The 14,848-nt window shown below is 45.1% G+C and carries 11 protein-coding genes; 2 read left to right on the forward strand and 9 right to left on the reverse strand.

The window, feature by feature from the left end; translation table 11 throughout:
* Positions 1–64: 64 nt before the first annotated feature.
* From secG to tamL, 6 genes are all read right to left on the reverse strand, one after another.
* Complete coding sequence (secG, locus tag EZE20_RS07175; protein WP_132116009.1) at positions 65–430, reverse strand: preprotein translocase subunit SecG; 366 nt, start codon at positions 428–430, stop codon at positions 65–67.
* A gap of 62 nt (positions 431–492) precedes the next feature.
* Positions 493–1,335: a hypothetical protein gene (locus tag EZE20_RS07180; protein WP_132116011.1), complete on the reverse strand. Its 843-nt coding sequence runs from the start codon at positions 1,333–1,335 to the stop codon at positions 493–495.
* Positions 1,336–1,396: 61 nt separating this feature from the next.
* Entirely contained in the window at positions 1,397–1,924 is a 528-nt protein-coding gene (lptE, locus tag EZE20_RS07185) for an LPS assembly lipoprotein LptE (RefSeq protein ID WP_132116013.1), read from the reverse strand.
* Positions 1,908–3,209 (reverse strand): sigma-54 interaction domain-containing protein, encoded by a 1,302-nt coding sequence (locus EZE20_RS07190; protein WP_132116015.1) that lies wholly within the window; start codon positions 3,207–3,209, stop codon positions 1,908–1,910. Before EZE20_RS07190 ends, lptE begins: the two co-directional genes overlap by 17 nt.
* Positions 3,210–3,255: 46 nt before the next feature.
* Complete coding sequence (miaB, locus tag EZE20_RS07195) at positions 3,256–4,701, reverse strand: tRNA (N6-isopentenyl adenosine(37)-C2)-methylthiotransferase MiaB (RefSeq protein ID WP_132116017.1); 1,446 nt, start codon at positions 4,699–4,701, stop codon at positions 3,256–3,258.
* A gap of 156 nt (positions 4,702–4,857) precedes the next feature.
* Entirely contained in the window at positions 4,858–7,326 is a 2,469-nt protein-coding gene (gene tamL / locus EZE20_RS07200) for a translocation and assembly module lipoprotein TamL (protein WP_228713617.1), read from the reverse strand.
* On the opposite strand from tamL, the gene EZE20_RS07205 reads away from it, so the two are divergent.
* Positions 7,317–8,075, forward strand: a complete 759-nt coding sequence (locus EZE20_RS07205; RefSeq protein WP_132116019.1) for a TrmH family RNA methyltransferase — start codon at positions 7,317–7,319, stop codon at positions 8,073–8,075. The two genes, tamL and EZE20_RS07205, sit on opposite strands and share 10 nt — an antisense overlap.
* A gap of 10 nt (positions 8,076–8,085) precedes the next feature.
* Here the strand turns inward: EZE20_RS07205 and EZE20_RS07210 are convergent, their stop codons facing one another.
* The 3 genes from EZE20_RS07210 to EZE20_RS07220 all read right to left on the reverse strand — a co-directional run bounded on the left by EZE20_RS07210 (position 8,086) and on the right by EZE20_RS07220 (position 12,014).
* Positions 8,086–9,858, reverse strand: coding sequence for a glycosyltransferase family 39 protein (locus EZE20_RS07210; RefSeq protein ID WP_228713619.1), 1,773 nt, complete (start codon positions 9,856–9,858; stop codon positions 8,086–8,088).
* 68 nt (positions 9,859–9,926) lie between these two features.
* Positions 9,927–10,727, reverse strand: a complete 801-nt coding sequence (locus EZE20_RS07215; RefSeq protein ID WP_132116021.1) for a queuosine precursor transporter — start codon at positions 10,725–10,727, stop codon at positions 9,927–9,929.
* Between the two features lie 42 nt (positions 10,728–10,769).
* Positions 10,770–12,014 carry a pyridoxal phosphate-dependent aminotransferase gene (locus EZE20_RS07220; protein WP_132116023.1) on the reverse strand — a complete coding sequence of 415 codons (1,245 nt, stop codon included), beginning with the start codon at positions 12,012–12,014 and terminating at the stop codon, positions 10,770–10,772.
* Positions 12,015–12,514: 500 nt separating this feature from the next.
* On the opposite strand from EZE20_RS07220, the gene EZE20_RS07225 reads away from it, so the two are divergent.
* Positions 12,515–14,839, forward strand: a complete 2,325-nt coding sequence (locus EZE20_RS07225) for a PSD1 and planctomycete cytochrome C domain-containing protein (protein WP_132116025.1) — start codon at positions 12,515–12,517, stop codon at positions 14,837–14,839.
* The last annotated feature ends 9 nt before the right edge of the window (positions 14,840–14,848 follow it).

Below are 14,848 nucleotides of genomic sequence, written 5' to 3' on the forward strand. Positions count from 1 at the left end.
AACAGGCTGGATTTTTTGATTAAATTAAGAAAAAGTACTTTTCTTAATTTATGATAATATTCTGTTAATTGGCTGAATCCCCGGCAGCAGGTGCAGGCGCCGGTGTAGTTGATGGAGCGGGAGCGATGCTGCCACCTGGTAAGGTTGTATTTTGGGCCTTTTCAACATTTACGCTGTTGATTGTAGACTGATCGGTTTGTCCGCCGCCAACAATTATGTAAGAAGCCAAAGAGATAACAATAATTGCACCGGCCATTCCCCAGGTAATTTGTTCGAGAAGGTCAGTTGTTTTTTTTACGCCAAACATTTGACCGGTACCTGCACCACTAAATTCGCTGGAAAGCCCGCCTCCCTTAGAATTTTGAACAAGTACTACCAATGTTAACAATACAGCGATAATCGCCACGAGAATAATGAGAGCCAGGTACATAAAATGAGTTTAAAGGTATTTTAATTTTAATTGTTAATATTTTACACAGCGACGCCTTCTGATTAAGAATTAGCGTTTAGTTCTGCAATTTTTTCCGCAAAGTAATCCTTTTTTTCTGGGTTTTTCAACATCAGTTTTTGATACATGTCAATAGCCTTGTCAATTTTACCTTGTTTCACCAGAATTTTTGCGAAAGATTCCGTCGCTAATCCCTCCATTGGCATGGGCTGTGAGCGATGACTCAGTAAGTCGACAGGCTGAATTTCCGCTTCGTTTTTGTTTACACGAATCGGGCCAATTCGGGGGTCATTTTTGATAAATGCCTCAATAATTTCCTGCTGCTTACGCCGCTCGTCTTCCTTAGGAGTGGGCAATGGCAAAAGCTCAATGACGGGGATTGGGGCCACTTTGAGCTTTTTATGGGTCAATTCTTCTTCAATTACTTTTTCAGTCAAAACGGTATCATCGACGGGCAGGAACTTGGGAACATTGGTTTCATGCGCCGCTTCACGGTCGGGCGCTGTATCATATTTTTTAAATCGATCCTCAAATCGTACCAGCGAAATCGGTTTGTCAAGGCCGTAGGGAGTGGCATTGTTTCGGGAGTCAGTGCGGCCGTGGGGCAAGTCCGAGAGGCGGTTCAGCATAGCCTCCGACCAGGCAAATTCATTTTCGATTATGCGGCGCAAACCTTTGCGGTTGAGGCTATGAACTGCGGCCAACGGAATAAATTCAGGCAAGCGGGGCGAGTCACTCTCAGAAGCTACTTTGGCCAGGAGCGTATAGGAAATCTGGCAATACGGAAATGCCTGAGCGGTATGTTCGAGCCGTGCTAAATTGCTGGCTTCTATGTCGTTGGGGTGAGTTACCCAATACGCAAAGGTTTCTTTATCAACAATAGTCATGGGGTCGGATGAAGAAAGGTGGTGTCAGGAAACAGGAATTTTAAATACAAAAAAATGTGGTTTACCAGTCGGCCGCTGATTTGTTAAAAATATTTTGCACGATTTGGTCCAAAATGGTAGGCAAAAGCCGGGCTTCGTTTTGATCCAGGGTTTGGTCCTGTGGAAAATCGGCGTAAAATGAAAAAGACTGATCAAAATTTTTAGTTTCATCTTTCGTATTTGTAAACCGAACCTGTACGGTAACATTCAAACGGTTGAATCCTGCCTGATCATTGGCCGTAGGCGCAACAGGAACTACATCATAGCCGGTCAGGGTGCCTTCCAGGATCAGGTCGCCGCCGTTGGGCAGGAGAGTCAGGCTGGTATTTCGCTGAAAATATTCCTTTATTTTTTCATTGACTTGCAGCGGCAAATTGGAGGGCCCTCCGGCAACGCCTGTGCTAAAATTCAGGACGGTAAATGTTTTTATATCTGACGATAAATTTGTTCCTGTGAAAGAGTAAACGCCACAGCCTGTAATCATCAGGCAGCAGAACACCCAGCCAATAGCCAACACGAGGGCTTTTTTTGATTTACTCTTCAATGTCATACTGTTTAATTTTTCGATAGAGGGTACGTTCCGAAATACCTAACGCCTGCGCGGCATATTTTCGTTTATTGTTGTTTTTCTTTAATGCCTTGATAATCAAATCTTTTTCCTGGTTTTCCAGCGAAAGAGATTCTTCCTCTTCCGAAATGTGCTCTACATCCTCAATTTGGCTGCGCTCCTCAGAGTAACGATCCAAATCAACAACCCGATTGGTCGGTGGGGGTGGCAGGAGCCGGGATGAGTCAGTGACGGCGCCGGGCTTTGCATGCTCTACGGATGAGTTTATTGTCTCAAATAACTCCTGATGATTTTCAAGGATTTCGTGTCCGTACTGTTCGTTTTGCAGAACTTCCCGCACCAGCTTTTTGAGTTCATTAACATCCCGACGCATATCAAAAAGTACCTTATACAGCAGCTCACGTTCTGAAAAAGAAGTCCCTCCGTCATCGGCGTTAGGTAGAGGGATCAGCGCTCGCCTGGCCGATGGATTGACGGGATGGAGGTAGCGGTGCAGGGTGGCAGCACTAATGGGCTCGTCTTTTTCGGTTTCCAGAATCGTGATTTGCTCGGCAATATTTTTGAGCTGACGAATATTTCCCGGAAACTCATAGGCCATCAGGGTTTCGCGGGCATCAGTAGATAGCCGTACAGGCCGGGTGCGGTAGCGCTCGCCAAAATCGTTGGTAAATTTGCGGAAGAGCATTAGCACATCTTCGCCTCGCTCACGTACGGGCGGTACATAAATCGGAACAGTATTGAGACGGTAGTATAAATCCTCCCGAAACTTTCCGTTACTCACGGCATCCCGAAGGTTTACGTTCGTAGCGGCAACTACCCGAACATCCGTTTTTTGTACTTTGGAGGCGCCCACCCGAATATATTCTCCGTTTTCCAGAACGCGCAGCAACCGGGCTTGAGTACCAATGGGCATTTCACCGATTTCATCCAAAAAAATGGTGCCTCCACTGGTGGTTTCAAAATATCCTTTTCGGGCATCCAATGCACCGGTAAAGGAGCCTTTTTCGTGCCCAAATAGTTCAGAGTCAATAGTGCCTTCGGGAATTGCCCCGCAGTTAATAGCGATGAACGGCCCGTGTTTTCGTGCGCTCAGGCTGTGAATAATCTTGGAAAAAGATTCTTTTCCGCTGCCGCTTTCGCCCGTTATCAGTACCGTCAGATCGGTGGCTGCAACCTGCATTGCTACGTTGATGGCGTAGTTGAGTGCCGGAGCGCTGCCGATAACCCCGAAGCGGTTTTTTATGGCCTGTATTTCGGATAAATTCATGTAAAGTCAGTTCAGTAAATTTTGGGTGGAAGTAGTTTTCAGTATTTTACGCTACAACCACTTCCTCTACCGTATGGCCAATCAGCGTCGCGGCGGTGCATTCAGTCACCAAAACATGCACGTAGTCGCCCATTTGGTAATTTTCGCGCGGGAAAATGACGACTTTATTTTGATCATTGCGGCCATGAAAATGCTCTTCTGATCGCTTTGAAACACCTTCAACCAATACCTTATGAATTTTTCCTACCATGCGCTGATTCCGTTCCAGCGATAGCCTTTGTTGCGTGGCGATGACTTCATTGAGTCGGCGCATTTTTATTTCGTGAGGAACATCGTCCGTCAATTTTCGGGCAGCGGGCGTTCCCGGTCGTTCCGAGTAGGCAAACATATAGCCGTAGTCGTAGCGGGCATATTCCATAAGAGAAAGCGTATCCTGATGATCTTCCTCAGTTTCAGTACAAAAACCGGTAATCATATCATGCGAAATACCGCAGTCTTCTCCCAAAATTGCCCGGATACGATCAATCTTTTGTATGTACCATTCCCGATCATAGGTACGGTTCATGAGTTCCAGAATCCGGCTGCTTCCGCTTTGAGCGGGCAGGTGAATGTATTTACAGATATTGTCGTACTTTTTCATGGTATACAACACTTCATCCGTAATATCTTTTGGATGCGAAGTGCTGAATCTCACCCGGAGGTCAGGGTGGATAGCTGCCACCTCAGCCAGCAATTGGGCGAAGGTCACGGGCTCGGTCGTTTCAGAAGCCCGGTATTTGTAGCTATCCACATTTTGCCCCAGGAGTGTCACTTCCCGGTAGCCATCTGCAAAAAGCCCCTGCGCTTCTTTCACGATTGACACATTGTCACGACTCCTTTCGCGGCCACGGGTATAAGGTACGACACAGAAGCTGCACATGTTGTCGCAGCCACGCATGATTGATATAAATGCCGTAATTCCGTTGGAATTCAGACGAATAGGGGCAATGTCTGCGTAAGTTTCTTCCCGTGAAAGATACACGTTCACTGCTTTTTGTCCGGTTCCTGCTTCTTCTACGAGGCGGGGCAGGTCGCGGTAAGCATCCGGGCCGGTCACAATATCGACCATTTTTTCTTCTTCCAGCAACCGGGCTTTCAGGCGCTCGGCCATGCAGCCCAACACGCCAATCATCAGTCCCGGTTTCTTTTTTTTGAGGGCATTCAGGTGTACGAGCCTATTGCGAACTTTTTGTTCGGCATTATCCCGAATCGCACAGGTATTCAGAAAGATCAGATCGGCATCCTGAACCGAAGAAGTTGTAGCAAACCCGGCACCCCGCATCACGGATGCGACTATTTCGCTGTCCGAGAAATTCATTTGACAGCCGTAGCTTTCAATAAAGAGTTTTTTCTTATTAATCGAAAGTTCGTCTTCGGTAACTTTAACCGTTTCGCAGGCTTCTTTATCGGCCTCGGTCAATATTTTTAATGTTTCTGTAATGCGTTGTTCCATAAGATATACTAACTGGCGAAAGTCAAACATTAACCGCCCGGTAGTTTCGGGCAGAAGGGGGAGTTGCTGTTTTTTGCTTCAAATCCAGCTACAAAAGTAATAAAGAAAGTGATATTTACTGACAAAGTGGCAGTGTTTGCGCAAAAAATACTTGTCTTAAAACGGGTAACCTACGCCAAGATTGAAGTTGAGATAATTCTTTTGGTTCTGATTAAAAGGCTTTTTCCAGTTAAATTCATTCAAAACAAAACTTCCCAGATAAGGATCAAAGATTTTTAAACCAAAGTCAAACCGTAAAACGAAATAGGAAAAATCGTAGCGAAGGCCTGCACCCGTACCAAGAGCGATTTGTTTGCCGAAGCTATTCCAGCGAAATTCCCCATCCGAAAACTGCTCAGTAATCGGCAGCGTCCACACGTTGCCAGCATCCAGAAATAGGGCATAATTTATATCCCCAAAGAAATGAAGTAATTTTCCCCTAAGTTCCAGATTGGCTTCCAGCAGAATTTCGCCCGGGGCTTCTACCGAAAAGTTGGTTTGTGTAAGCCGTGGTGCAGATGCGCCCGGCCCCAACCGACGCGGCAGCCACGCCCGAATGCTGTTTGAGCCACCGGCAAAGAAATATTTCTCGTAAGGAGGAACCGAATTTACGCCATAACTCAATACGCTTCCAGTGTTGATTCGGGTAACAAACGACGACCGGCGCCCCAAAGGGAAATACCGACGATAATCAACATTCCAGCGCAGGTATTGAAAAAATTGTAAACTACCAAAGGCACTTTCAATTAGCCGTTGCTGACCCGGAAACAGACTGATGCTCGTGCCGCCGGATTCGAGCGCTACCCTAAAATACTGCGCTTTTTTGGGTGGGCCCAAAAATGAATTGGTATTGTAAACTAAGGTAAAGTTAATGCCCGAGACAAAGGATTTTCTGAAACTATTGATCAGGTTGTTGCCCTGACTTTGAAAGGACGTTAGTAAACTGTCAAATTCGGGTGCCAGGCGGGTGGTATTCAGGATGTTAAGGTCGAGTAGTGATAAATTATAAAACAGGTTGGCTGAGGGCTGCCACGAATAGGTCATGGCCGATTTGAGGCTCGTACGGGTATATTCAGGACGGTTGACAAAGTTGTAGCCAAGACCAACCTGCGTACGCGGATTAAACCTCCCCGACCGGGTGCGGAGCGCCCCGACCGGCAATAAAAGCTGTGGAAAGAGCAGAGAAGTATTTAAATTAAACTCCTGACTTCGGTACAATTTGTTGTCATTAAAGCCCGTGACGGCCTCAATGCCACCCCGGAGGTTGGCCTCAAAATTTTCAAGCCCCTGAAATACATTACGGATCTTGTACGAAAAATTGGCAAAAGGCCCCGGTGCCTGTTGCAGCTGAATGACGTTGAGACCGACATCGGCTGAAAGTTGGTACTTGTCCAGAGGTATTGCTCGAAAATAACTTCGCAAACCAAGCGCAGTGGTATCAAACCCATAGTTCACAAATCGGAACTGATCTGTCAGGGAAAGTTGCCGCTGTGTTTCCCGTTCGTCTTCCTGACTATATATTTTCCCGGGCCGAATGAGCATTTTGCCGTTCAGGATTCGGGGAGAAAAACGGCTTTGGGTAAATACGTAATGAATGTTGCGAAAGGTAGATGTATCCTTTTGAAAAAGAGAATCAGGCAGATTTCCGGGAGGTAAAATCTCAAATTGAACCGAATGTACCGGATATGCCTGATAGGATGACTGCCCCGGAGGCGGGTTTTGGAGGCGCAAAATTACATCTACTAATTTGTACAAACTATCGGTTTCGGGCTTTTTGATGGTGTCATTAATGACGAAAGAAATGGATTGTCTTGAAAATCCATAGTAGCCGTTATTTCGAAGGATCGTCTCAATCCGAACGCGTTCTTCTTCAAACCGATCGCCTTTGTAGCGTTCGCCGGAACGTAGGGAAGCCGGCTCTTTGGCCGCCCGAATCAGGCTATCAAGAACCGAATCGCCGATTTGGTAGTGAACGTTACGTAAAAGAACCGGGCGATTTTCCTGTATTATATAGGTTGTGCGTACCCGTTTCAGAATCGTGTCAATTTGCGAGGTAACCTTGTTTTCAAAAAAGCCATTATTGAACAAATATCCCTGAACTTTTTCAAGATTACGGGCGACGTCCAATTCATTAAAGTATACGGGAGGCTCACCCAGGATACGCATCAAGTCATTTCCTTCCTCAATTCGCCGTTGTTCACGCGTGATTTTTTTGCCATATTTCCGTTGCAGTTTCCGGAGCTGAGCCTGATCTTCCTCTTGTAAACTACTTTTTGATTTAAATTCCTGTACCAGGCTGTTCAGTTTTCGTTGGTGCTCTTCCCGATTATAGGTTACCTTAGCGGCCTGATAAAATGCCAGATAGGGAAAAATTGGTAGCCCCAGAAATCGGCGATTTGGTTTTTGAGGAATCAGCGCTTCCAACTCACTATCGGGGATTGCCTGATTGCCCTTAAAGACTGTTGTTCCCAGAAGATAGCGCCGTTGCCCTGGCGTTTGACGGGCGCAGCCCGACAGCAGGAGCGTCGCAAGAATGCCAAGCAGCCCAAGACACGACACATAATTTGCTTTGTTCAATGCTTTCAAAAAATCAAATTAAGTATATCAGTTCGCTGAAAATCAAAAAGTTTCGCCAGCAGGAGCAGGCATTTATTGTGGAAGGAGCCAAGAGTGTACAGGAACTGCTCGCCTCGGACTATACCGTTGAAATGGTGGTCACGACCCCCGAATTTTTGCAAAAGTACGGAAGTATTCAGTCTCAGGCCAATGTGCCTTCGTATACGGCCTCCGCATCCGATATGGATCGTTTGGGTACTTTTCAGAGCAATGACTCCTGCCTTGCCGTAGCAAAAACGAAAGATAACGCCTTTTTGTGTGCACAAAATAAGGAATATGCCCTGATGCTTGATGATATTCGGGATCCGGGAAATTTGGGCACGATCATCCGAATTGCTGATTGGTACGGAATTTCTAAACTAATCTGTTCTGAAAATACTACCGATTTTTATAATCCCAAAGTAATTGCCGCAAGTAAAGGGTCGTTCACGCGCGTGCAGGCCTTTTATACTTCCTTGCCAGACTTTATTAACGGACATCCCGGCTCACCTGTTTTGGTAGGAGCTTTTCTTGGAGGAGCATCTTTGTATGATTTTAAATTTCCATCCGAAGGGGGGTATTTAGTCATGGGAAATGAATCGCAGGGAATTAGTGCAGACGTTGGACAATTGATCGGACAGCGGGTAACAATTCCCAGATTTGGTGGAGCCGAATCACTCAACGTAGGAATTGCCACAGCTATTTTGTGCGATCATTGGCGGCAACAGCAATCAAAATAAGCCAGAACTATTAATACCGGTGCTTCCGGCCTTCAAAGTCAAAAAGTACAATTTTCTTTCCCGTATCGCCTTTTAGCAGCAGCACCTGATCCGTCTGTGTGGTGTCCATTCGCTGCCAGTAGGCAGCGTCTTTTGGAAGGTATAAATTAGTCAGCTGCGCATCCATAATTGAATAGGGATAGTACGTTTTTTCAATCTCATCCATAGGATTTAATTTTATGGAAGGATACAAAATTGTATCTCCGGGAGCATATTTCTGCATAATTTTTTCAGCGGTTAGCGCATACGGGTTCGGGCCTCTTGGGTTTACGAAATAGGTGTACTTTGGTGCACGGTCCTGATAAAGCCGAACCAATAAATCTACCACAAAATAGGCCTGAACAGCCAAAACCAGACCAAAAACAACCTGAAAGGCTTTTGGCAAGCTAACTACTTCCCGCAGGATCATGGCAACAAACAAGATAGAGTAGGGAAAAGAAAAGCCTGAATAACGCTGCGTCAGACCGTAGGTATGATTATTCTTAAAAGCCATCACGATCAAAAACAACGTGGGAATTGTGGCTAATACAAACAAGAAAACGAGAAGGGAAGTCGGGACTTGATAAGTACTTTTTCGCAAATGCCGTAGTAGTAAATAAAAGAACGATGGAAGCGTAGAAAGAACAATGTATTGGGGCCGGGCTACGGTGTAGAACGGCAGCCCTGCAACCAGTAAAAATGCAAAAAGAGCAACTAAAAGTAGTGACGGTTTTTCCTGGGTTAATGATTTTTTTAGTACAAAAACGGCGCATATACCAAGCGTAAGCGCAATAGCCATATTGCGAATCCCCAAAGTATCAATCTGCCCCAGTCCATTAAAAATAATTAGCAGGTCGGCCCAAAGTGGCAGCGATTTGACGGCAACATTTTGGAGCGTTGCCGGAAGGATGATTGCGTAAGGATTATCGAAAGGGTTTGTTTGAGCCAAACCCCGGTAAAGTTGAGCCTGATGTGCAAGAGTTTGAAAAGTGTATTTTCCACCGCCAAAAATAAACCACAGCGAAACTACACCCACACTCGCCAGGACAGTCAGCAGCAAAGGGAACCACTGCCTGAATCGTACGTAAAAAAGTACATAAATTCCATGTGCTAAAAAAACTGTCAGTGTTAGATAGTGCGATAATAGGCTTAAAATCAGTAGAAATCCGTAAAGTATGTAAAGATTTCGGGCGGGTGATTTTGTTTTGAGCTTCTCAACGATGAGTAAAAAAACGTGAGTGGCTACTAATGTCAGTAAAAAACTCAGCGAATAATTGCGCGCCATGTGACTGTATGCCACGAAAAACGGTTCTATTGCGGCAATAAAAGCGCTTAATAAAGCCAGAGATTCAGATTTTAAATGACGCTTTACAAACAGGTAGAGCATTCCAACCCCAAGCGTACTGAACACCACCGACAATAGCCGAACGGCAAAATCACCAAGACCGAACACCTTCATCCAAAGCCACAAAAATCCATAGTATACAGGGCTGTTGCCAATGTCTCCCCGGATGTTGGCTTCTATAAAATCAGAAAAAGTTTTTTCTTTCCAGAATTCCGCGGGCGTAAAGTAGGTTTTGCCGGGGGTAAAAAAGACGTCTTTTTGATTTGCACCTTCCATGACAATTCCCTGCGAAATAACCATCGTATATTTTTCATCCAGATATAAACCATGAGAGCCGGATTGGTACACGCGCAGAAAAAAGGCAAGGGCAAGAATCAGAAGAATTGAATATAAAGTGGCAGGCTTCATGAAAATGGTCATGCAAAAAAACGGAAGTAGAAAAAAGAATTTTGTGATACTATTTTTTTAAATTATTCTTAATCAATCTGTTACTCCTGAAAAGTTGATTGTGCGGCCCGAGTGGTCATTCGAAGGGCTTGTTCTTTTCCAAGGTAAGAATCTATACCATAATGCGCAGCATACAGGAGCGGTGTGGTCAAAATTGCTACCGTACCTTTATATAAATAATTGACCAAACCTACGGCAAAAACCTGACTGATGCTCCAATTGCCAAATACATAAAAGGCAATTCCGATGACCACGAAGCTGTCTACAAGTTGAGAAAACATCGTGGAGCCGGTGGCCCGCAGCCAAATGTACTTGCTGCCGGTTTTGCTTCGTAACCAGCTAAACACCGAAACGTCCAGAAGTTGTCCCAATAGAAATGCCGTAATCGAACCAATCATAATGCCTAGTCCCTGCTGAAAAATCCTGGAAAAAGCTTCATTTATGTTGAATGAATTTCCTGCCGAATCGGTGCTGTTGAGATCGAGCCAAAATTGGGCCGGGGGCAGTAGGGTAGTACCATATACAGTAAAAAACATGTAGACAATAAATCCGGCCGTCAGAAAAGAAATACGACGAACGCCTCGTTTCCCAAAATACTCGTTGATGAGGTCTGAGGTTATAAATACGACCGGCCAATTGAGTACGCCCGCCGACATATTGAAATCAAGAAGTTGTCCTGCGAGCGGAATTTGTACAGGATTCCAGCCCATCATGCTTTCAACGGAAAAGATTTTCGTCCCAATTATCTCGGCAATCAAAGCATTGGTCAGAAATAATCCACAAAGAAATAAAAACAAACGCTGACTTTTTTGCTCGTAGGCAGGCGTAGACGGTGCAGCCATTTGAATGGAGTATCGGGTGAAAATAGTGGTTTATGAAATCAATTATTCAAGAACTTCTTCGACCGTACGAAAGGCAGGTACACGGCGAGATTCCAGGAAAAGTTCAATCCGATCCATAGCCAGATTTAACTCATCGGCGGTAGGTAAAAACACAATGCGGAAATGATCATTATGAATGTAATTGAATCCTGTACCAGCCACAACAAGCACTTTATGTTCGCTGAGCAAATCAAAAACAAAGGCTCCGTCGTCCTTGAAATCGAAGGCATTCAGATCAATTTTAGGAAATAAATAAAGCGCACCTTTGGGTTTTACACAACTAATGCCCGGAATCGAGGTGAGCCGGTCGTATACCAAATTCATCTGCTTGTGCAGCCGTCCCGCCGGAAGTACCAGATCCTTAATGCTTTGATAGCCTCCCAAAGCCGTTTGTATGGCGTATTGAGTAGGTACATTGGCGCACAGGCGCATACTAGCCAACAGCAAAATTCCTTCGATGTAGGATTTGGCCCGGTGCTTGGCTCCGCTTAAAATCATCCAACCGCCACGAAATCCGGCAGCCCGATAGTTTTTGGAAAGACCGCCAAAGGTTACGCACAGGGTGTCCTCAACCATTGTGGCAATGGGATAATGCACGGCTCCGTCGTACAAAATCTTGTCGTAGATTTCGTCTGAAAAAATAATCAGGCCGTGCTCTTCGGCGATACGCGCAATGCGGGCAACCACTTCTTTATCATATACTGCACCCGTCGGATTGTTGGGATTAATGAGCACAATCCCTTTGGTGCGAGGCGTAATTTTTCGTTCCAGATCATCCAGGTCAGGATTCCAGTCTGCGGACTCATCGCATATATAATGTACTGGTTTTCCGCCACTTAGTGCAATTGAGGTAGTCCAAAGCGGATAGTCTGGTGAAGGAACAAGAATTTCGTCACCCGTATTGAGCAGTGCCTGCATAGCGAGCAAAATCAGTTCGCTTACGCCATTTCCAATAAATATGTCAGAAATTTCTACCTGTGGAATTCCCTGCGTTTGGGTATAATGCATCACCGCTTTACGTGCTGAAAACAGTCCCCGCGAATCTGAGTATCCCTGTGCGTTACGAATATTCATAATAATATCATGCACAATTTCATCGGGGGCGTCAAATCCAAAAGGTGCCGGGTTGCCAATATTCAGATTAATAACCTTATAGCCTTGACTTTCAAGCTCCTGAGCTTTTTCGTAGACAGGACCCCGGATGTCGTATTTCAAATTATCCAACCGGTGACTTTTCTGAAATTCCATAAAAACGAGATGAATGGGATACTAATATAGATTTTGCCCAAAGATACAAAAAATGTGCACCTGTACCTGCCTGATCCATTTTTCTGGCTTTCTGCTGTTCGGTGAATTGTATATATTGGAAAGAATCAATATGAAAATTTGAGCTAATCGGGGGAGTACTTCACTACTGTTAACCCTGAAAAAGGGTTCTATGGTAGCGCACAAAAAAGCCTGAAAATGATAAGTCTGAAAGAATTATTGGAACAAGCTCAGCAAGAGCCTACTACAAATCTTAATTGCGTTATTGACTTCATGGTTACTTCAAATAGCTTCTTTTCACCCATTGATTAAGCAACAGAGAATACTTCAACCTATTTTTTAAAAAAAATCAAAAATCTGTGTATGAATTATATACAGGTGAAAAAATGGTGTATCCCAGGTGTGGGGATATTGGATTTAAACAGTAAATTGCTGCACCTTTTACCTTTATTGATTAAACAATTGTTTGTATTTCGGATACTATGAAGAAACGAATTTTTCTGGCAGTTGCCTTCACAGCTACTTTGGCGCTCGCCATTGTATCTTGTTATAAAAGTGATAAACTCTTTCAAAAGTCCAACGAACCCGAAACTGTCAGCTACAACTTTCATATACGCCCGATTTTATCGGATAAGTGCTTCGCCTGCCACGGGCCGGACGCCAAAAAACGGGAAGCTAATTTGCGACTTGATTTGGCTGAAACAGCTTTCTTACCTTTAAAAGAAACCAAAGGGGCCTTTGCGCTTGTGCCCGGAAAACCCGAAGAGTCTGAACTGTACCGGCGGATTACTTCTTCTGATCCTGCCTATCAGATGCCTACACCCGAATCTCATCTGGGAATGTTGAGCGAGGAAGAGATTGGTTTGGTTAAAAAGTGGATTAAACAAGGGGCGAAATACGAAAAACACTGGGCGTTTGTAGCTCCTGTAAAAGCAAAATTACCCGAGCTGGATGAAGAAGCGTGGCCAAAAAATGAAATCGATCATTTTGTACTTGCCCGCATGGAAGCCAAGGGATTAGCGCCGAATGATGTAGCTTCCAAAGAGCATTTACTTAAACGTGTTTCTCTCGACCTGACCGGATTAGTTCCTTCGCTGGATCTAATGGATCGGTTTTTGGCAGATGACAGCAACAATGCTTTTGAAAAAGTTGTAGACGAACTTTTGAAGCAAAAGGCCTATGGAGAAAAAATGGCGGTTCATTGGCTGGATGTTGCGCGCTATTCGGATTCTTATGGCTATCAGGACGATAACGTGCGCACGCAATGGCCCTGGCGCGATTGGCTCATTCATTCCTTCAATAAAAATATGCCCTACGATCAGTTTGTGACGTGGCAAATTGCGGGCGATTTATTGCCAAATGCAGATAAAGAGAAGATTTTGGCAACCGGGTTTTATAGAAATCATAAGTATACGGAAGAAGGCGGCGTGATTCCGGAAGAATATAGGATTGAGTATGTCCTGGATAAAACCAAAACGTATTCCAAAGGCATTTTGGCAATGACCGCTGAATGTGCACAGTGTCACGATCATAAATATGACCCGATTTCACAAGCCGATTATTTCAGTCTTTTTGCATTTTTTAATAATCTAAATGAAGTTGGCTACGAGGGGGATGTCTCGCAATCGAAGCCGGCTAAAAATCCAATTCTGCAAATTACCGATCAGGACGCTAAGCAGTTGCTCACGTTTATCAACCGACAAGATACAAGCGCTCTGTATGTGTCAGTTTTGGGTGAGCGCGATACGCTTCGCAAAACCTATATTCTGGATCGGGGCGTGTACGATGCACCAACCACCGAAGTGCAGGCCCGGCCACTAAAAGCGGTTATGCCGTTTGACGCCAAGCGTTATCCAAGAAATCGTCTGGGACTCGCCAAATGGACCACCGATCGGAAAAATCCGCTGACGGCGCGGGTGTTTGTCAATCAGATGTGGCAGCAGTTTTTTGGCCGGGGGCTGGTCAAAACTACCGGCGATTTTGGCATGCAGGGCGATTTACCTTCGCATCCAGAACTTCTGGATTGGCTGGCCGTCGATTTTATGGAACATAACTGGGATATAAAACGCCTTATTAAACAGATTGTTACGTCGGCGACCTACCGGCAATCAGCTCGAATTGACCCAAAAAAATTGGCGGTAGATCCCGAAAATATTTACCTGGCTCGCGGTCCACGCTACCGCATACCGGCCGAGTTTGTGCGCGACGTAGTGCTTTCGAGTAGCGGCCTGCTCAATCCCGAAATCGGTGGGCCGAGCGTAAAGCCCTATCAGCCCGAAGGCCTGTGGGAAGCCGCAACCTCCGGTCGGGGAGAGTTGCGGGTGTACAATCAGGATAAGGGGAAAGCACTGTATCGTCGGGGCATGTATACGTTTATAAAGCTAACTGTCCCGCCGCCTTCCATGATTATTTTTGACGGCAGCAACCGCGATCAGTGTGAGGTAGTTCGCTCCAAAACAAATACACCTTTGCAGGCGCTTGTCATGATGAACGACCCGACGGTATTGGAAGCGTCGCGCGTACTGGCGCAAAATCTGATGAAAGAAAAAACATCAGCAGATGCAAAAATTACCAAAGCTTTTCGGCGTATTGTATGCCGCACACCTACCGCCAAAGAAATGAAGGTTTTGCAGGGTTATTTTCAGGAACAGGCTCAGCTTTTTAAACAAAAAAAACTGGACCCTACAAAAATTCTCAACGCGGGCGAGTATCCGCAGGCTACTATTTCGGACAAGGCGTCATGGGCAGCTTTGATGCAGGTCATTACCACGATCTATAATATGGAAGAAGCAATTACCAAAACCTGAGTTCTAATA

The sequence above is a fragment of the Arundinibacter roseus genome (genome assembly GCF_004348825.1).
Lineage (GTDB): Bacteria > Bacteroidota > Bacteroidia > Cytophagales > Spirosomataceae > Arundinibacter > Arundinibacter roseus.